Source organism: Microbacterium sp. F1-18 (assembly GCF_052921305.1).
This window is the reverse complement of sequence record NZ_JBREVD010000003.1, coordinates 398,293-415,766: the sequence shown is the minus strand read 5'-3', so window position 1 is coordinate 415,766 and position 17,474 is coordinate 398,293. Positions and strand designations below refer to the sequence as shown.

Genomic DNA, 17,474 nt, shown 5'->3' with positions numbered 1-17,474 from the left:
CGACCCTCCTAGTTGCCGACCCTCGCCCCGCCGACCCCGACCGATCGGGGGTGACGCCTGATGGATTTCGTCATGCTGGGCGTGGGGCTCCTGCTGACCGTCGGCACCGGTCTGTTCGTCGCGAGTGAGTTCGCGCTCGTCAACCTCGACCGCGCAGATCTCGAAGCGCGCCAGGCGGCGGGTGAATCCCGACTGTCGATGACGATCGCGGCGCTGCGGATCACCTCGACGCATCTGTCGAGCGCGCAGCTCGGGATCACCCTGACCACGCTGCTGACCGGTTACACGATGGAGCCGGCGATCTCGAACCTGCTCTCGCCCGTCTTCGAGGCGTGGGGCTGGCCCGAGACCGTGTCGCGCCCGGTCGCCGCCATCGTGGGCGTGTCGATCGCGACGATCTTCTCGATGATCCTGGGCGAGCTCGTCCCGAAGAACTTCGCGCTGGCGATCCCGCGTCAGACGGCGAAGCTCGTCATCCCGTTCCAGACCCTGTTCACGACCGTGTTCCGGCCCGCCGTCACGGTGCTCAACGGCAGCGCGAACGGGGTGCTCCGCTCGATGGGCGTCGAGCCCAAGGAGGAGCTCTCGGGCGCCCGCTCCGCGGAGGAGCTGTCGAGCCTCGTGCGCCGGTCCGCGAGTGCGGGCGTGCTCGAAAAGGACACCGCGTCGCTGCTCGACCGATCGCTCACGTTCGCCCGGCTCACCACAGCCGACGTCATGACGCCGCGGCCGAGCCTGCACGCCGTGGCGGCCGGTGACAGCGTCGAGGACGTCATCCAGCTCGCGCGGCGCACCGGTCACAGCCGGTTCCCCGTCTTCGGCGACTCGATGGACGACATCACCGGCATCGTCCACGTCAAGCAGGCGGTCAGCGTTCCGCGCGAGCGCCGCGCCGATGTGCCCGCCGCCGCGATCGCGGAGGAGCCGCTGCGGGTGCCCGAAGCGGTGCACCTCGACGCCGTGCTGGGCGAACTGCGCGCTCGGGGCTATCAGATGGCGATCGTCGTCGACGAGTACGGCGGCACCGCCGGTGTCGTGACCCTCGAGGATCTCGTGGAAGAGATCGTGGGCGAGGTGCTCGACGAGCACGACCGCAACCGGGCCGGAGTGCTTCGGGTCGCGGGCGGCATCGTGTTCCCCGCCGATCTTCGTCCCGACGAGGTGCTCGACCGCACCGGCGTCCGCGTCCCCGAGGGCGACGTCTACGACACCGTCGGCGGATTCGTGATGAGCGTGCTCGAACGTATTCCCGTCGTCGGCGACACGGTCGAGATCGAGGACGGCACGCTCACGGTTCAGCGCATGGACGGCAGGCGCGTCGACCGCGTGCTGTTCGAGCCCACCCCGGTCGCCGATACGGCGACGACCGCATCGGCGGTCGAGCCGATGCGACGCGCGCCGCGTCGCGAGGACGGTGATCGTCGATGAACGATTGGGCAGGACTGGCCTGGCTCGTCGTGCTGCTGGCCTTCAACGCGTTCTTCGTCGCGAGCGAGTTCGCCGTCATCTCCGCGCGCCGATCTCAGATCGAGCCGCTCGCCGACAAGGGATCGCGCTCGGCGAAGACCGCGCTGTGGGCGATGGAGCACGCGACGCTCATGCTCGCTACCTGCCAGCTGGGCATCACGATCTGCTCGCTGGTGATCCTCAACGTCTCCGAGCCGGCGATCCACCACCTGCTGGCCGTGCCGCTCGGCCTCACCGGGTGGGGTGAGGCGGTCGTCGACGTCGTCGCCTTCGCGGTGGCGCTCATCGTCGTGTCGTATCTGCACGTCGTGTTCGGCGAGATGGTTCCGAAGAACCTGGCGTTCTCGCTGCCCGACCGGGCGGTGCTGCTGCTGGCGACACCGCTGCGCTGGGTGTCTCGGCTCTTCTACCCGATCATCGTCGCCCTGAACTGGATCGCCAATCACGCGGTGCGCCTGTTCCGGGTCGAGCCGAAGGACGAGGCGACGTCGACCTACACGCTCGACGAGGTCGCCACCATCGTCGCGACCTCTCGCATCGAGGGCGTGCTCGACGATGCGTCGGGAACGGTCGCCGCGGTCGTGGAGTTCACAGACAAGAAAGCCGCCGACGTCGCCGTGCCGCTGAGCGAACTGGTGACACTGCCCGAGACGGCCACGCCAGAAGACGTCGAGCGCGCCGTGGCGCGGCACGGCTTCTCGCGCTACGTCATCGTGGACGACGCCGACCAGCCGGTCGGGTACGTGCATCTGAAGGACGTGCTGCGCGAGGCGGAGGATGCCGACGGCGCGGCCTCACGGCCGATCAAGTCGAAGCGCATCCACCTGATGGTGCCCGTCGCCGAGACGACCGATCTCGAGGATGCGCTCGCCCTGATGCGGCGGTCGAGTCGTCACCTCGCTCAGGTGCGGGATGCCGAGGGTCGGACGACCGCGGTGCTCTTCCTCGAGGACATCATCGAGGAGCTCATCGGCGAGGTGCACGACGCCACGCGCCGCGCACCTCGCTGGGCCTGAGCGAGCCCGGCCCGGAAGGGGCGAGGTGGGGACGCCGGTTCAGCGACGCCGCGCGCGGACGTACTGCGGCGGCCAGATCTCGGCGTCCTCGCCCAGCTCGTCGGCCGCGCGGAGCCCGAAATGCGGGTCGCGCAGCCACTCGCGGCCGGCCATGATCGCGTCGGCGGCGGCCGCGACGAGGATGTCCTCGGCCTGGGCACCGGTCGTGATCTCGCCGACGGCGCTGACGGGCAGGCCGGTCGTCGTGCGGATCTCGCGTGCGAAGGGCACCTGGTAGCCGGGACCGGTGGTGATGCGCTGGTGTGCGACGAGCCCGCCGCTCGAGACGTCGATGAGGTCGGCGCCGCGCTCGTGCGCCCATGTCGAGACCGTCGACGTGTCGGCGACATCCCAACCGCCCTCGGCCCAGTCCGTCGCCGAGAAGCGCACGAACAGCGGGGCGTCCGGTGCGGCGGCGCGAACCGCCTCGACGATGCGCAGCAGGAGCCGCGCGCGGTTCTCGAGCGAGCCGCCGTACTCGTCGGTGCGCTGGTTCGACAACGGCGACAGGAACTCGTGCAGCAGGTAGCCGTGCGCGGCGTGGATCTCGAGCACGTCGAAACCCGCCTCGAGTGAACGGCGCGCCCCGTCGGCGAATGCGGTCACGAGCGCGTCGATCTCGGCGAGATCGAGCTCGTCGGGCCGGGCGTAGCCGTCGAAGGCCACGGCGGAGGGGGCGAGCGTCTGCCAGCCGCCGTCGGTCGCCGGCACGGTCCCGCGCTCGGCGGCGAACGGCGAATAAGTCGATGCCTTGCGGCCCGCATGCGCGAGCTGGATCGCGGCCACCGCACCCCGGTCGTGGATCGCGGTCACGATCGGACGCCAGGCGTCGCGCTGCGCGTCGTTCCAGATGCCGGTGTCTTCGGGCGTGATGCGACCTTCCGGCACGACCGCGGTCGCCTCGGCCATGACGAGTCCGGCGCCGCCCGAGGCGAACTGCGCGAGGTGGACGTGATGCCAGTCGTTCGGGATGCCGTCCTGGGCCGTGTACTGGCACATGGGGGCGACCCAGAGGCGGTTGCGCACCTCGACGGTTCGGATGGTCAGGGGGCTGAACAGCTGGCTCACGCCGGGCTCCTTCGGGGCGCCGATAGGGTGGCGCCATGGTCGAGATCCACGAATGGGATGCGCGCGACACGGCCGCGCTCCTGCGCAAGCCAACTGCCGACGACCACAAGTATTCCCGTGGGGTCCTCGGTGTGCGAACCGGGTCGCAGGAGTATCCGGGAGCCGCCGTGCTCGGCGTCGAGGCCGCGTGGCGGACCGGCGTCGGCATGGTGCGTTACCTCGGCCCCGAGCGTCCCGCCGATCTCGTGCTGCAGCGCAGGCCCGAGACCGTCACCGCGCCCGGACGCGTGCAGGCGTGGCTGATCGGATCGGGGACGGATGCCGCGACCCGGCCCGCCGCCGAGACCGCCCGGCTGGGGGAGCTGCTGCAGGGCGACCTCCCCGTCGTCGTCGATGCGGGCGCTCTCGATCTGGTCGCCGGCGCCGCAGCACCGCTCGTGGTCACGCCGCACCAGAGCGAGCATGCACGACTGCGAGCCCTGCTCGGCCTCGACGATGCGGTACCGACGTCGCTTGCCGACCGCATCGCCGCGGCCCGCGAGACCGCCGCTGCGGCGGGGATCGCCGTGCTGCTGAAGGGCGCCGAGACCGTCGTCGCCGCGCCCGACGGCTGGAACACCGTCGTCCGTGCCGGAACCGGGTGGCTCGCCACCGCGGGCACGGGCGACGTGCTCGGCGGCATCCTGGGTGCGGTCGTGGCGGCCCGGGGTGCTCAGCACGACCTGGATGCAGCGGCCCTGGCGCCGCTGGCCGCCGCCGCGGCGTTCATCCACGGGCACGCCGGTCGCACCGCAGGGCCTGGTCCGATCACGGCGTTGGATGTCGCCGAGGCCGTGCCCGCCGTGGTCGACATGCTGCTCTCGGGCCGTGACCCGGGCGGCCGCTGACGTCCGGCGGCGCTGGAACGGGCTCACCGTAGGATGTGACGGTGTCGAGACGGGGAACGCTGTGGGTCGCGTTCGCGCTCGTCCATGTCGTCGTCGCGGCGCTCGGATTCGTCTTCCCGAACCAGCCGATGGGTGACGTCTACCTCGTCTACGAACCCTGGTCGCAGCGAGCGCTCGCCGGTGAGGGCATCGTGGGAGTCGACGAGGACTGGGTGTATCCGCAGCTCGCCCTCGTCCCGCTCGTGCTCGCCCACGGATTCGCCTGGATCGCGGGCTACACCGTCGGATGGGCTGTCTTCGTCACGGCCCTGGATGCCGTGGCATTCGCCGTCCTCGTCGGGCGTGCCCGGTCGCGCGGCCGTGTGACGGCGGCGTGGTTCTGGCTCGCCGCGATCCTGCTCCTCGGGCCCGTGGGGCTCTACCGGCTCGACGCCGTCACCGTCGCGCTCGCCGTGATGGGGTGCCTGTGGCTTCGCGGACGGCCCTGGCTCGCCGGCATCCTGCTGGCGGTCGCGACCTGGATCAAGGTGTGGCCGGCGGCGATCATCGCGGCCGCCGTCATCGCACTCCGGCGCCGATGGGCGCTGGTCGGCGCGGGCCTCGTCGTCTCTGCCGTCACGCTCGCCGTCGTCGTGGGCGCGGGGGGTCTCGATCACGCTCTCGGGTTCATCGGCGATCAGACCGGGCGCGGACTGCAGGTCGAGGCTCCCGTGAGCATGTTCTACCTCTGGGGTCAGATGCTCGGGCTCCCGGGCTTCTTCGTCTACTACTCGACGGAGATCCTCACGTTCCAGGTGACCGGCACCGAGATCGATCCCGTCATCGCGGCGATGACTCCGATCCTCATGCTCGGAGTCGGCGCCGTGGCGGTCGTCGCCGCTCTCAAGGTGCGCCGCGGTGCCGCGGTGCGGGACCTTCTGCCGGTCGCGGCGCTCGCGATCGTCGCCGTGTTCATCGTGCTCAACAAGGTCGGGTCGCCCCAGTATCTGTGCTGGCTCGTTCCGCCGGTCGTGCTCGGGCTGGTCGTCGCACGCCGCGATTGGGCGCGTCCCGCGGTCCTCGTGCTCGTGCTGTGCGCTCTCACCCAGCTCGTCTATCCGGTGTTCTACGGCGAGGTCCTGACGGCGCACCCGCTGGGCGTCGGCATCCTCACCGTTCGCAACGCCCTGCTCGTCGTCCTCGGTGTCTGGATGGTGGTCCGCCTCGTCCGGGTGCCGGTTCGGACGCCGTCATCCATCCCCGTCTGATCCGGAGGTCACCATGCTCATCGCCTTCTCCGTCGCCCCCAGCGGCACCGGCCGCGCCGACGGCTCCGTGCACGACGCCGTCGCTGCAGCGGTCGCCGTCGTGCGGGCATCCGGCCTGCCGCACCGCACCACCTCGATGTTCACCGAGGTCGAGGGGGAGTGGGACGAGGTGATGGATGTCGTCAAGCGGGCGACCGAGGCGGTGCTGCCGTTCGGCTCGCGTGTCTCGCTCGTGCTGAAGGCCGACATCCGCCCGGGATTCAGCGGCGAACTCGACGGCAAGGTCGAGCGCCTCGAGAGCGCGCTCGAATCGATTCGACATGACGGGGAGGCCGGGGCTACGCTCCCGGAGTGACGACGCCCGACCTCTCCCGCCCGACGGCCCGCCGGGCTCTGCTCTCGCTCGCGATCGGCAGCTTCGGCATCGGGATGACGGAGTTCGTCGTCATGGGCCTCCTGCCCGAGATCGCCGGCGAGCTGCTGCCCTCCGTCTACGCGAGCGATCCGGAAGCGGCGATCGCGCAGGCGGGGTGGCTCATCACCCTCTACGCCGCCGGTGTCGTCGTCGGCGCGCCGACGATCGCGGGAATCGTGGCGAAGTATCCCCGGCACCGGGTCATGGTCTTCCTCGCGCTCGCCCTGACCCTCGGCAACGCGCTGACGCTCATCCTGCCGACCTTCGAGCTCGTCGCGGCATCCCGGTTCCTCGCGGCGCTGCCGCACGGGGCCTACTTCGGCATCGGCGCCCTGGTCGCCGCCGACGTCCTGGGTCCGGGCAAGCGCGCGCAAGGTGTGGCGTTCGTGCTCACCGGCCTCACGATCGCCAACGTCGTGGGTGTTCCGCTCGGCACGTTCCTCGGTCAGCAGTTCGGATGGCGAGCGGCGTTCCTCGTCGTCGCGGCGATCTTCGCGATCGCGACGGGGGCCATCGCCCTGACGGTCCCGCACCACGCGGGGGAGCCGTCGCGAACCCTGCGCGCCGAACTGCGGGTCTTCGGCATCGGCCAGGTGTGGTTCGCCCTCGGGATCGGCGCCATCGGCTTCGGGGGATTCTTCGCGGTGTACAGCTACGTCGCGACCCTCGTCACCGAGGCGGCCGGCTCGCCGCAGTGGGCGGTGCCGATCGTGCTCGTCGTGGCCGGGGTCGGCATGACGATCGGAAACCTCGTCGGCGGCAGGCTCGCCGATCGTGACCTGCGGCGCAGCCTCCTGGGCGGCCTGCTCGCCCTCGCCGTCGTCCAGTCGCTCCTCGCGCTCACGGCGGGCTGGATCGTGGCCGTAGGCCTCTTCGTCTTCCTCGTCGGGTTCTTCTCCTCGGCGCTGAGCCCGACCATCCAGACGCGGCTGATGGATGTCGCGGGCGACAACCAGTCGATCGCGGCGGCGCTGAACCACTCGGCCCTGAACATGGGCAACGCGCTCGGCGCGGCGCTCGGAGGCGCCGTCATCGCCGCGGGACTCGGATACGTGGCACCCGTGTGGGTGGGTGTCGTCCTGGCGCTCGCCGGGCTCGGAGTCGCGTGCGCGAGCTTCGTCGTCGAGGCCCGTGCCCGGCGCCGCACGTCGCCGCAGGTCGAGCGGTCCGGCACGCCCGCGCCTCCGCGCTGAGGCGTCAGCCCTCGAGCAGTCGTCGCAGGTGAGCGCCGACGGTCGGCGTCTCGATGAGGAAGGCGTCGTGCCCGAAATCACTCGAGATCACCACCGCCGCGTCGTCGATCGTCGATCGGATGCCGCGTGCGATGCGATGCTGCCCCTCGACCGGGAACAGTCGATCGGAATCGATGCCGAGCACGAGCGTGCGCGCCGTCACGCGTGACAGAGCGTCGTCGACGCCGCCGCGGTCTCGGCCGACGTCGTGTGAGTTCATCGCCTCGACGAGGGTGATGTAGCTGTTGGCGTCGAAGCGTCGCGTGAACTTGTTGCCGTGGAAGTCGAGGTAGCTCTCCACCGCGAAGCGTCCGCCCAGGCCCAGGGGGCTCTTTCCCGACTGCCACGTGCGCTGGAAGCGCAGGTTCAGCTCGGTCGGACTGCGGTAGTTCAGCAGCGCCATCCGGCGCGCGAGCGCGAGGCCGCGGTGCGGGCCGTCGCCGTCGGCCGCGTCGTAGTACTCGCCGTCCTGGAACCGGGGGTCGATGCGGATGGCTTCGAGCTGGACCGAGTTCAGTGCGATCTGGTCGGCGGTGTTGACGGGCGGCGCGGCAAGGATCGCGAGTCGGTCCAGGCGGTCGGGGTGACCGACGCCCCACTCGAGCGCGTGCATTCCGCCCATCGATCCGCCGACGACCGCCGCCCACACCTCGATTCCGAGGGCGTCGGCCAGCCGCACCTGCGCGGCGACCTGATCGCGGATCGTGAGGTAGGGGAACCTCGCCGCCCATTCGTAGCCGTCGGACGAGATCGAGGAGGGGCCCGTCGAGCCCTGGCAGCCGCCCAGCATGTTCGGGGCGACGACGAACCAGCGATCGGTGTCGATCGCCAGGCCGGGACCGACGATGTCCTCCCACCAGCCAGCCGTCGGGTGTCCGGGACCCGCGTCGCCGCGCAGATGGCTGTCGCCGGTGAGGGCGTGGAGCACGAGCACGGCGTTGTCGCGCTCGGGAGACAGCTCGCCCCAGGTCTCGTAGGCGAGGCGGAAGCTCGGCAGCTGCTCGCCGCTCTCGGTGACGAGCGGACCGAAGGCGCCGAAGCTCCGGTGTCCGACAGGGTCGCCGTCGCGCCACGCGCCCGTGGCGGGCGGCCGTCCGCGCAACAGGCGCGCATCGGCCTCCGTGATCGGCGCGCTCGGCACCGTGTCTTCGGAGGTCTGCCAGTCCATGTCGGCCATTCTCCCGGGTGAGGGCGCGCGCTGCTCGCGTGTTACGTCACGACCGGAGCGCTGATACCTCGTAGGTCGCGCCGTGCTGGCCCGCGAGCGCGACCGGGATCCCGTCGACGGTCTGGATGAAACTCCCCGTGGCGTCGACGCCCTGCGGCATCCGCCCGTCGATCTCCGGCAGGGTGCCGGCGGTCTCGTTCGAGATCCAGACGACCCGGCGGTTCACCCTCGCCCCGAGAGTGCTCACGAGTTCGGCGAAGCGGCGACGCTCGGCAGCGTCGAGGTACAGGAGCACAGCGCTGTGGAACACCACGAGCGTCGTGTCGGGAGGGCTCTCAGCGGCGACCTCGGGGAGGCGGTCGAGGATGTCGCCGGGGACGATGCGCGGCGGGTCGGACCGAGCCACGTCGACAGCGGCGCGGAGGCGCTCGATGCGTTCGTCGTGCACGGGACCCGGCCAGATGAGGGTCTCGAGCCAGGCGACGGCGTCGGCATCGCCCACGTCGATCGGGGCGAGGTCGATGCCGGCCCGCCAGACGATGTCGGGGATGGTCTCGGGGATGGCACCGGGGTCGTCGACGCGGCAGCGCAGCATGGGGAGCGCGGCGGCATCCGGTCGCTCGGGGACGATCGTCCGAAGCGGACCTTCCTCGGCTGACGAGTACTCGTACGCGTACCGGTCGGGGTAGAGGCAGAGGCCTGCGGCGGTGCCGGTCTCGAGCAGGGCGATCGGACCCTCGATGTGCGAGAGGGGCGGTAGGAGCGTGGCGCAGCGACCGACCTCGTTCGTCTGCGTACGGCGCTCCGCGGTGATGGCCGCCACGCGATCCCACTCCGCGAGCAGCCTGTCTCGCCAGACGGCGAACGGTTCGAGCCCGCACCCGGCCCAGCGCGCCGCGGCGAAGACGAGGTTCGGCTGGCCACGACGTTCGCCGAGTCGCGAGATCCGCTCGGTCAGCTCGTCGTCGCCGGCGATCCCCTCGGCCCATTCGGCATAGGTGGGCGAGCTGCCCCGGGCCCAGTCGGCGAATGCATGGTAGCGACGAGAGGTCCCTGCGTCCATCGCTTCAGCGTAGATGCGCTGAGCGTCACCATCGTCGCGTAAGATACCGCGAAGCAAGGGGAGTACTTCCACCTGCGGCGCTCTCGTCATTACGGATCCGACGTCGGATCCCGGGACGCCGGTCCCTGCGGGGATGAAGGAGACCTGGCCGTTCGCTACTGTCGACCCCTTGGAGCCTTCGTGGACATCACTCCGCTCGTATGGATCATCACCATCGCGGTGACCATCGCCTTCTTCGTGTACGAGTTCTTCGCGCACGTGCGCACTCCGCACGAGCCGACGATCGCCGAATCGGCGCGCTGGTCGGCGTTCTACATCGGCCTCGCCCTCATCTTCGGCGTGGTCATCGGGTTCGTGCCGGGCTGGGGCTGGGTGTTCGCGGGCGAGTACTTCGCGGGCTACCTGACCGAGAAGGCGCTGTCGATCGACAACCTCTTCGTCTTCCTCATCATCATGACCGGCTTCGCCGTTCCCAAGAAGTACCAGCAGAAGGTGCTGATGATCGGCATCGTGATCGCGCTCATCATGCGCGGCGCGTTCATCGCCATCGGTGCGGCCCTCATCGACAACTTCTCGTGGATCTTCTACATCTTCGGCGCGCTGCTGCTCTTCCTCGCGTACCGTCAGGCGTTCTCCCACGGCGACTCCGACCCGGCGAACGGCAAGTTCATGCGCTTCGTCCGTCGTCACCTCCCCGTGACCGACGAGTACAACGGCGACAAGCTGACCGTCCGCAAGGACGGCAAGCGCTTCGTCACGCCGATGCTCCTGGTCATCATCGCGATCGGCTTCATCGACCTGGTCTTCGCGGTCGACTCGATCCCCGCCATCTACGGCCTGACCAACGAGGCTTACATCGTGTTCACGGCGAACGCCTTCGCTCTGATGGGTCTGCGTCAGCTGTTCTTCCTCATCGGCGGCCTGCTCGAACGTCTGGTCTACCTCGCGCAGGGCCTGGCCGTCATCCTGGCCTTCATCGGTGTGAAGCTCGTCTTCCACGCGCTCCACGTCAACGAGCTGCCCTTCATCAACGGCGGCGAGCCCCTGTTGTGGGTCCCCGAGATCCCCATCTGGTTCTCGCTGCTGTTCATCGCGGCCACCGTCGCCGTCGCCACCATCGCCAGTCTGCGCAAGACCCGCGGCGACAAGGCGAAGAACGACCGCGAGCAGGTTCAGGGCGAGCAGATCACGACGGCGTCCGACGCCGACTGACGACGCCGCAGACGACGGATGCCCCGGCCCCACCGATGACGGTGGGCCGGGGCATCCGGTCGTTCTGAGGAGGAACGATCAGGCGCGCGCTGCCTCGACGACGTCGCGCGCGGCCGCGAGGGCCTGCTCGAGGTCGGCCTTGAGGTCGTCGATGTTCTCGAGACCGACGGACAGACGGACGAGCCCAGGGGTGACACCCGTCGTGAGCTGCTGCTCCGGGGTGAGCTGCGAGTGGGTCGTCGACGCGGGGTGGATGACCAGCGAACGCACGTCGCCGATGTTCGCCAGGTGGCTGAACAGCTGCAGCGAGTCGACGAACGCGCGGCCGGCGGCCACGCCGCCCTTCAGCTCGAACGACAGCACGGCGCCGACGCCCTTGGGCGCGTAGCGGTTGGCTGCGGCATACCACGGCGAGGTCGGCAGACCGGAGTAGTTCACCGACGCGATGTCATCGTGGTTCTCGAGCCATTCGGCGATCTCCTGCGCGTTCTGCACGTGACGCTCGATGCGCAGCGAGAGCGTCTCGATGCCCTGAATGAGCAGCCAGGCGCTCTGCGGCGAGATCGCGGCGCCGAGGTCGCGCAGCAGCTGCACGCGGGCCTTGATGACATAGGCGAGGCCGTCGCCGACAGCCTGCGTGTAGACGGCGCCGTGATACGAGGGGTCGGGCGTCGTCAGTCCCGGGAAGCGCTCGGAGTGCTCGGACCAGGGGAAGCTGCCGCCGTCGACGATGACGCCGCCGATGACCGTGCCGTGGCCGCCGAGGAACTTCGTCGCGGAGTGGACCACGATGTCGGCTCCGTGCTCGAAGGGGCGGATGAGGTACGGGGTCGCGATCGTGTTGTCGACGATGAGCGGTACGCCGGCCTCGTGGGCGACGTCGGAGACACCGCGGATGTCGAGGACGTTGATCTGCGGGTTGCCGATCGTCTCGGCGAAGAAGAGCTTCGTGTTGGGCCGTACCGCGCGGCGCCACTCGTCGAGGTCGTCCTGGTTCTCGACGAACGTGACCTCGATGCCGAGCTTGGCGAGCGTGTACTTGAACAGGTTGTAGGTGCCGCCGTAGATCGAGCTCGAGGCGACGAAGTGATCTCCCGCCTCGGCGATGTTGAGGATCGCGAAGGTCTCGGCCGCCTGACCCGATGCGACCAGGAGTGCGCCGGTGCCGCCCTCGAGCGCGGCGAGGCGCTGCTCGACGACATCCTGCGTGGGGTTCTGGATGCGCGTGTAGATGTTGCCGAACTCCGCCAGAGAGAAGAGGTTCGCGGCGTGGTCGGAGTTGTCGAAGACGTACGAGGTCGTCTGGTAGATCGGCGTCGCGCGTGCCTTCGTGACCGGGTCGGGCGCGGCCCCGGTGTGGATCTGCTTCGTCTCGAAGCGCCAGTTCTCGGGTGCGGACATGCGTGGCTCCATCGGGTCGGAAAGCGGCGACGGTCGCCGGCCTGGGTCGAGCGTACGGGCGCCGGCTGTGCCCGACAACGCACGGGACACGCTGCGTAATCTGGCGGCTACGGTGGAGGGATGACGCGACGTGCAGTGGTCACCGGTGCCAGCTCGGGAATCGGCGAGGCGGTCGTCCGCGCGCTGCGCACCTCCGGTTGGGATGTGGTGGGGGTCGCGCGCCGAGCCGACCGCCTCGAGGCGCTCGATGCCGAGGTCGGCTCAGCATCGTTCGCCGCCGATCTGACGAGCGAGGCGGATGTCGCGGCGCTCACCGAGCACCTCGTAGCCTCGGGTGACCTCCACGCCCTCGTCCACGTCGCCGGTGGAGCCCGCGGCACCGACCGCGTCGAAGACGGCGCGCCCGAGGACTGGCAGTGGATGTTCGAGGCGAACGTCCTGTCGGCGCAACGGCTGACGGCTGCGCTCCTTCCTCTGCTGCGGCGAGGGGTGGCAGCCGGCGGCGGTCACGCCGACACCGTCTACGTCACCTCGACCGCAGCCCAGACCGCGTACCCCGGCGGTGCCGGTTACAACGCCGCGAAGGCGGGAGAGTCGATGCTCGTCCACGCGCTCCGACTGGAGCTGAACGGCGAGCCCATCCGCGTCGTCGAGATCGCCCCCGGCATGGTGCGTACCGAGGAGTTCACGCTGAATCGTCTCGGCGGCGATCACGAGGCGGCCGACCGCCTGTACGAGGGCGTCGAGCAGCCGCTCGTCGCCGCCGATGTGGCCGATGTCATCGCCTACGCGCTGAACGCCCCCGGGCACGTCAACCTCGACCTCGTGACGATGCGTCCCGTCGCGCAGTCCGCACAGCACCTGCTCGCGCGGGGACCCCTGCGTCCGCGATCGGCCGAGGCGTGATGTCCTGACACACGTCGCGGCGCGTCGCGCGCGGACAGGCTCACCCTCGCGGCTGAGTCACCGCCTCGCCTGACCCGTCCGCCGATCGCGCCACAGGCGACGCGTCGGCGTCGGCGAACGCGACCTTCGGCACGACGAACAACAGGACTGCGGCGACGAAGCCACCCGCGGCGCAGATGGCCCACACCGTGAGGTATCCCCCGAGCGACGCGGCCGTCTCGCTCGCCACGACGCCCGCGCCGGCGGCGAGCACGACGCCGAAGACCGCCGACGAGAACGTCCCGCCGATGGTCTTGGTCGTGTTGGTCATCGCCGAAGCCACACCGGTCTGCCCGCGTGGAGCGGCGGCAGCGGCAGCAGCAGGCATGGCGCCGACCAGCGCGCCGCAGCCCAGGCCGGCGATGCAGAGGTTCAGCAGCACCTGCCAGAGCTCGCGGTGGAACGGGATGAAGAGGGCGTAGCCGACGCCGACGAGCAGGGCGGCGACGATGAGCACGATCCGCGGGCTCGCCCGCCGCGACGTCACCGCGAACAGGACGGCACCCACGATGAGTGACACGAGGTAGACGCCGATGACGTTCGACCGGTCGGTCGCGTCGAGCCCGAGGCCGTAGCCGAGCGACGGATCGGTGCCGGCGTAGGTCGACAGCGGCCCCTGCGCCCCGAGAAGGCTGATACCGACGAGGAACGCGGTCGCTTGCACCGGCCACATCTCGGGTCGTGCGAGCATCCGGACATCGACCGCGGGGTCGGGCTGACGCAGTTCGAAGCGCCCGAAGAGCACGAAGCCCACGATCCCCGCCAGCAGGAGCGCCCACACCCACAGCGCCCCGGGACCGTTCAGACGGAGGAAGGTCAGCGCGCTGGTGACGAGCAGGAGCGCGAAGGCGAGGAGGACGAACCCGCGCGAGTCCAGACGACGCCTGCCCGGTTCCGGCGTCGACTCCGGCACCCAGAGCCAGATGACGACGGCGACGAGGGTCACGGCCACGGCGGGAACGATGAGGGTGAGCGTCATGTCACCGGCCGTCGCCGCGTAGATCCGTCCGGCAGCCAGCGCGCCCACGATGGCGCCTGCCTGCAGCCCGACCACGAGAAGCCCCGCGGCCCGGCGGGTGAGCGAGACCCCGCGGCTCTGCCGTCTGCCGCGCTCGAAGATGAGCGCGATCTCGAGGGGGAGCCACACGACGTAGAACCCCTGCAGCGCCCAGGCGATGAGGAAAGTCCAGAAGGATGCTGCGAACGCGAGCCACCAGGTCGCGCCGGCGGTCAGGATGGCGGCGATCAGCAGGATCCGCTTGTGCCCGTACATGTCGCCGAGCTTGGCGAGCACCGGGACGACGAGGGCCGACAGCAGCAGCTGGGCGGCTTCGAACCAGTTGACGTCGGAGTCGTGGATCCCGAGCTCGGTGACGATATCGCTGAAGAGCGGGACGTAGTAGCCCTGCAGGATGCCGCTGACGATCTCGACCAGGATGAACCACCCGATCAGGCCCGCGGTGACGCCCAGGGCGGAGGTTCGCAGCGTCGTCGACACGGGGCGAGCATACCGCCGCCCCCGGCCTACCCTGGGATAGTGACGCCTCGCTCCCTCACCGACCTGGCCGCCGACGGCTCGATGGCTCGCGACTGGGCTGAGGCGCTGCAGCCGGTCGCCGGCGACATCGCTGCGCTGGGCGACCGGTTACGCGCGGAGACCGCCTCGGGTCGCGGCTACCTGCCGGCGGGCGACCACGTGCTGCGCGCCTTCCGCCGGCCGATGGCTGACGTCCGCGTCCTGATCGTCGGCCAGGATCCTTATCCGACTCCCGGGCATCCGATCGGTCTCTCATTCGCGGTCGACGCGCATGTGCGTCCGCTGCCGCGCAGCCTCGGCAACATCTACCGAGAACTCGAATCCGACCTCGGCATCCCGCCCGCGTCGCACGGCGACCTGTCTGCGTGGAGCGACCAGGGCGTTCTCCTGCTGAACCGGGTGCTGACCGTCGCACCCGGCGCGCCCGCGTCGCACCGCGGCTGGGGGTGGGAACGCGTCACCGAGCACGCGATCCGCGCCCTCGTGGCCCGCGAGGAGCCGCTCGTCGCGATCCTGTGGGGGAAGGATGCCGCGACTCTGCGTCCGCTCCTCGGCGACACCGCGATCGTCGCATCGCCTCATCCCTCACCGCTCTCCGCGAGCCGCGGCTTCTTCGGCTCGCGACCGTTCTCACGCGCGAACGAGTTGCTCGTGGAGCGCGGCGGTGCACCGATCGACTGGCGCATCCCGGAGGCCTGATCCGCCGTCGTCATCGGCGTGAAACGTGCGGCCCGTAGAGTTGCTGCATGCTCGAGGAGGACTCCAATCGCGATCGCCGCCGCCTTCCGCGGCACCTGCGTCGCCCGGCTGAACCGGAACGGCCTTTCTCGTACGAGATCCGTCCGGTGCGGCCCGATGATCTTCCCGATATCCGCGAGATCTACAACTACTACGTGACCAACTCGGTCGTGACCTTCGATGAGAAGCGATGGTCGCTGGCGCAATGGCGCGAGAAGTACGACTACCTGACGAAGCTCACGCTGCCGTTCCTCGTCGCGGTGTCGCCGACCGGGCAGATCCTGGGGTACGCCCTCGCGTCGCCGTGGAATGGGAAGACCGGGTTCCGGTACACCGCCGAGACCTCGATCTACCTCGGCCAGGCGGCGACCGGCAAAGGACTGGGGCGCGCGCTGCTCGAAGCCCTCATCGAAGCGTGCCGTGAGCTGGGTCTGCGCGAGATCGTCGCCGTCGTGAGCGACAAGGGCGCCGAAGCCTCCGTCGCCCTGCACGAGCGGTTCGGGTTCGTCGAGGTCGGCCGGATGGGGCGCGTGGGTCACAAGTTCGGCCGGTGGCTCGGCACGATCTACCTGCAGAAGTCGCTCGAACAGCCCAGGAAAGGCCTGCGCGGGCTCTTCGCCCCGAAGTCCGGCTGAGCGGTCACGAGGGGCCGGGGGATTGACGGTCTTCGGGCTCGGGCGGTTGCCCCGACCGTACCGCGTCGACCAGCGACCGCCACGGCGACGTGAGGTCGTCGGCGAGGTCCGCCTGGTGCGTGGCCTCGCTGTCGGAGACGACGATGTGCCAGCGGAATCGGTCGGCTCCCGGAGCTGACGCGGAGGGTGCCGGCGGTGCCGACGCGTCCCAGGGACAGCGCCGGACCAGCTCGAGCCAGGGACCGCGTTCCGCGTCGCTCGGCTCGACCCGCCAGGTCCGTGTCAGCCCCGCGAACCCGCCGCTGCGTTCGACCACGATGCGCAGCGGGCTCGATGTGCCGCCTTCGGTGTCAGGCATCCTCCCACACGCCGACGCCGCGCCATCCGGCACGAACCGCGGCGACCTCCTCCGATCCCTCACCGTACTCGTCGGTGGCGGTGTCGACGGTGGCGCGCGCGAACGTGACGAAGTCGGCCTCGGGGGAGAGGGTGCGCGACGTCAGCGTGCGGTACCAGATGAGACCTGCTCGCTCCCAGGCATATCCGCCGAGCCGGGTCGCCACGAGGTGGAACGCCCGGTTGGGGATCCCCGAGTTGATGTGGACACCCCCGTTGTCGTTCGTCGTGTCGACGTAGTCGCGCATGTGGCCCGGCTGCGGGTCGCGTCCGAGCACGTCGTCGTCGTAGGCCGACCCCGGTGCGGCCAGTGACCGGAGGGCACGGCCTTGGACGGCATCCGTGAAGATCCCCGCGCCGATGAGCCACGAGGCCTGCTCGGCAGTCTGTCCGAGCACATGCTGCTCGGTGAGTGCGCCGAACACATCGGACAGCGACTCGTTGAGAGCGCCGGACTGACCCGCATAGGTCAGCCCTCCCGAGAACTCGGTGACGCCGTGGGCGAGCTCGTGCGCGATGACGGTCAGTGACCCGGTGAACCCGGTGAACACCTCTCCGTCGCCATCGCCGAAGACCATGCGCTCGCCGTTCCAGAACGCGTTGTCGTAGGCCTCGCCGTAGTGGACGGTGGCCGCGAGCACGCCACCTCGCCCGTCGATCGAATCACGGCCGAACGCGTCGCGGAAGAAGGTGAAGGTCGCCCCGAGTCCGTCGAAGGCCTCGTCGGCCCCGCGGTCGCCGGTCGGGGGATCGTCTTCGCGGCGGACGAGGATTCCCGGGAGCTCCTCGCGGTTCTGCGCGTCGGACACGGCACGCTCGGCAGCCGCGACGCGTTCGGCGACGAGGGTGCCGCCCGGCTCGACGGAGAGCCGCAGCTGCGAACGCCCGGCGAGATCGGACGGGCGTGCCGCGAGGGTCGTCCGTGCCGCGACCGCTGCCCGCGCGAGGTGCGGCTCGCGGGCTGAGGCGACGCGGGCCAGAAGGTAGGGGGGAATGATCGCGCGCATG

At 70.2% G+C, this 17,474-nt stretch carries 17 protein-coding genes; 10 read left to right on the top strand and 7 right to left on the bottom strand.

Annotated elements, in window-relative coordinates:
* Window positions 1-60: 60 nt before the first annotated feature.
* Both ACU6RU_RS10720 and ACU6RU_RS10715 read left to right on the top strand, forming a co-directional pair.
* Window positions 61-1,428, top strand: coding sequence for a hemolysin family protein (locus ACU6RU_RS10720; protein WP_446726521.1), 1,368 nt, complete (start codon window positions 61-63; stop codon window positions 1,426-1,428).
* Window positions 1,425-2,483, top strand: coding sequence for a hemolysin family protein (locus tag ACU6RU_RS10715; protein ID WP_289329991.1), 1,059 nt, complete (start codon window positions 1,425-1,427; stop codon window positions 2,481-2,483). Before ACU6RU_RS10720 ends, ACU6RU_RS10715 begins: the two co-directional genes overlap by 4 nt.
* A gap of 39 nt (window positions 2,484-2,522) precedes the next feature.
* Here the strand turns inward: ACU6RU_RS10715 and ACU6RU_RS10710 are convergent, their stop codons facing one another.
* Window positions 2,523-3,590, bottom strand: coding sequence for an NADH:flavin oxidoreductase/NADH oxidase (locus tag ACU6RU_RS10710; protein ID WP_446726520.1), 1,068 nt, complete (start codon window positions 3,588-3,590; stop codon window positions 2,523-2,525).
* Window positions 3,591-3,625: 35 nt separating this feature from the next.
* Between ACU6RU_RS10710 and ACU6RU_RS10705 the strand changes: the two genes are divergently transcribed.
* Genes ACU6RU_RS10705 through ACU6RU_RS10690 form a run of 4 tightly spaced genes read left to right on the top strand, consistent with a single transcriptional unit; the run spans window position 3,626 to window position 7,332 of the window.
* Window positions 3,626-4,477 carry an ADP-dependent NAD(P)H-hydrate dehydratase gene (locus tag ACU6RU_RS10705; protein ID WP_446726519.1) on the top strand — a complete coding sequence of 284 codons (852 nt, stop codon included), beginning with the start codon at window positions 3,626-3,628 and terminating at the stop codon, window positions 4,475-4,477.
* Between the two features lie 41 nt (window positions 4,478-4,518).
* Window positions 4,519-5,724, top strand: coding sequence for a glycosyltransferase 87 family protein (locus ACU6RU_RS10700; RefSeq protein WP_446726518.1), 1,206 nt, complete (start codon window positions 4,519-4,521; stop codon window positions 5,722-5,724).
* 13 nt (window positions 5,725-5,737) lie between these two features.
* Window positions 5,738-6,079 carry a thiamine-binding protein gene (locus ACU6RU_RS10695; protein ID WP_120264753.1) on the top strand — a complete coding sequence of 114 codons (342 nt, stop codon included), beginning with the start codon at window positions 5,738-5,740 and terminating at the stop codon, window positions 6,077-6,079.
* Window positions 6,076-7,332 carry an MFS transporter gene (locus tag ACU6RU_RS10690; protein ID WP_446726517.1) on the top strand — a complete coding sequence of 419 codons (1,257 nt, stop codon included), beginning with the start codon at window positions 6,076-6,078 and terminating at the stop codon, window positions 7,330-7,332. The genes ACU6RU_RS10695 and ACU6RU_RS10690 overlap by 4 nt, the downstream gene beginning before the upstream one ends.
* Before the next feature lie 4 nt (window positions 7,333-7,336).
* Here the strand turns inward: ACU6RU_RS10690 and metX are convergent, their stop codons facing one another.
* Together metX and ACU6RU_RS10680 are read right to left on the bottom strand one after the other, a co-directional pair.
* The gene (gene metX, locus ACU6RU_RS10685) at window positions 7,337-8,539 is read right to left on the bottom strand and encodes a homoserine O-acetyltransferase MetX (RefSeq protein WP_446726516.1); all 1,203 of its coding nucleotides are present in this window, start codon (window positions 8,537-8,539) and stop codon (window positions 7,337-7,339) included.
* A gap of 46 nt (window positions 8,540-8,585) precedes the next feature.
* Complete coding sequence (locus ACU6RU_RS10680) at window positions 8,586-9,602, bottom strand: DUF2332 domain-containing protein (protein ID WP_446726515.1); 1,017 nt, start codon at window positions 9,600-9,602, stop codon at window positions 8,586-8,588.
* Between the two features lie 180 nt (window positions 9,603-9,782).
* Between ACU6RU_RS10680 and ACU6RU_RS10675 the strand changes: the two genes are divergently transcribed.
* Window positions 9,783-10,814, top strand: coding sequence for a TerC family protein (locus ACU6RU_RS10675; RefSeq protein WP_289329984.1), 1,032 nt, complete (start codon window positions 9,783-9,785; stop codon window positions 10,812-10,814).
* 78 nt (window positions 10,815-10,892) lie between these two features.
* Here the strand turns inward: ACU6RU_RS10675 and ACU6RU_RS10670 are convergent, their stop codons facing one another.
* A complete protein-coding gene (locus tag ACU6RU_RS10670; RefSeq protein WP_120264756.1) occupies window positions 10,893-12,215 on the bottom strand; it encodes a bifunctional o-acetylhomoserine/o-acetylserine sulfhydrylase in 1,323 nt (440 codons plus the stop codon).
* A gap of 120 nt (window positions 12,216-12,335) precedes the next feature.
* Here ACU6RU_RS10670 and ACU6RU_RS10665 point away from each other — a divergent pair, with 120 nt between their 5' ends.
* On the top strand, window positions 12,336-13,121 hold the full coding sequence (locus ACU6RU_RS10665; RefSeq protein ID WP_446726514.1) for an SDR family oxidoreductase: 786 nt from the start codon (window positions 12,336-12,338) through the stop codon (window positions 13,119-13,121).
* Between the two features lie 40 nt (window positions 13,122-13,161).
* On the opposite strand, the gene ACU6RU_RS10660 is transcribed toward ACU6RU_RS10665, so the two are convergent.
* Complete coding sequence (locus ACU6RU_RS10660; protein ID WP_446726513.1) at window positions 13,162-14,658, bottom strand: MFS transporter; 1,497 nt, start codon at window positions 14,656-14,658, stop codon at window positions 13,162-13,164.
* A gap of 81 nt (window positions 14,659-14,739) precedes the next feature.
* On the opposite strand from ACU6RU_RS10660, the gene ACU6RU_RS10655 reads away from it, so the two are divergent.
* Window positions 14,740-15,396 (top strand): uracil-DNA glycosylase, encoded by a 657-nt coding sequence (locus ACU6RU_RS10655; RefSeq protein ID WP_446726637.1) that lies wholly within the window; start codon window positions 14,740-14,742, stop codon window positions 15,394-15,396.
* A 47-nt stretch (window positions 15,397-15,443) separates the two neighbouring features.
* Complete coding sequence (locus ACU6RU_RS10650) at window positions 15,444-16,070, top strand: N-acetyltransferase family protein (RefSeq protein ID WP_446726512.1); 627 nt, start codon at window positions 15,444-15,446, stop codon at window positions 16,068-16,070.
* A 4-nt stretch (window positions 16,071-16,074) separates the two neighbouring features.
* Here the strand turns inward: ACU6RU_RS10650 and ACU6RU_RS10645 are convergent, their stop codons facing one another.
* Together ACU6RU_RS10645 and ACU6RU_RS10640 are read right to left on the bottom strand one after the other, a co-directional pair.
* Window positions 16,075-16,428, bottom strand: coding sequence for a protealysin inhibitor emfourin (locus ACU6RU_RS10645; protein ID WP_446726511.1), 354 nt, complete (start codon window positions 16,426-16,428; stop codon window positions 16,075-16,077).
* On the bottom strand, window positions 16,421-17,473 hold the full coding sequence (locus ACU6RU_RS10640) for a M4 family metallopeptidase (protein ID WP_446726510.1): 1,053 nt from the start codon (window positions 17,471-17,473) through the stop codon (window positions 16,421-16,423). The genes ACU6RU_RS10645 and ACU6RU_RS10640 overlap by 8 nt, the downstream gene beginning before the upstream one ends.
* Window position 17,474 lies beyond the last annotated feature (1 nt).

Excerpts from the sequence above, each read along its gene's own strand:
- ACU6RU_RS10650 (WP_446726512.1), top strand. The coding sequence starts at position 15,444 with ATGCTCGAGGAGGACTCCAATCGCGATCGCCGCCGCCTTCCGCGGCAC.
- ACU6RU_RS10715 (WP_289329991.1), top strand. The coding sequence starts at position 1,425 with ATGAACGATTGGGCAGGACTGGCCTGGCTCGTCGTGCTGCTGGCCTTC.
- ACU6RU_RS10640 (WP_446726510.1), bottom strand. The coding sequence starts at position 17,473 with ATGCGCGCGATCATTCCCCCCTACCTTCTGGCCCGCGTCGCCTCAGCC.
- ACU6RU_RS10655 (WP_446726637.1), top strand. The coding sequence starts at position 14,740 with ATGGCTCGCGACTGGGCTGAGGCGCTGCAGCCGGTCGCCGGCGACATC.
- ACU6RU_RS10665 (WP_446726514.1), top strand. The coding sequence starts at position 12,336 with ATGACGCGACGTGCAGTGGTCACCGGTGCCAGCTCGGGAATCGGCGAG.
- metX (WP_446726516.1), bottom strand. The coding sequence starts at position 8,539 with ATGGACTGGCAGACCTCCGAAGACACGGTGCCGAGCGCGCCGATCACG.
- ACU6RU_RS10670 (WP_120264756.1), bottom strand. The coding sequence starts at position 12,215 with ATGTCCGCACCCGAGAACTGGCGCTTCGAGACGAAGCAGATCCACACC.
- ACU6RU_RS10720 (WP_446726521.1), top strand. The coding sequence starts at position 61 with ATGGATTTCGTCATGCTGGGCGTGGGGCTCCTGCTGACCGTCGGCACC.
- ACU6RU_RS10680 (WP_446726515.1), bottom strand. The coding sequence starts at position 9,602 with ATGGACGCAGGGACCTCTCGTCGCTACCATGCATTCGCCGACTGGGCC.
- ACU6RU_RS10705 (WP_446726519.1), top strand. The coding sequence starts at position 3,626 with ATGGTCGAGATCCACGAATGGGATGCGCGCGACACGGCCGCGCTCCTG.
- ACU6RU_RS10645 (WP_446726511.1), bottom strand. The coding sequence starts at position 16,428 with ATGCCTGACACCGAAGGCGGCACATCGAGCCCGCTGCGCATCGTGGTC.
- ACU6RU_RS10695 (WP_120264753.1), top strand. The coding sequence starts at position 5,738 with ATGCTCATCGCCTTCTCCGTCGCCCCCAGCGGCACCGGCCGCGCCGAC.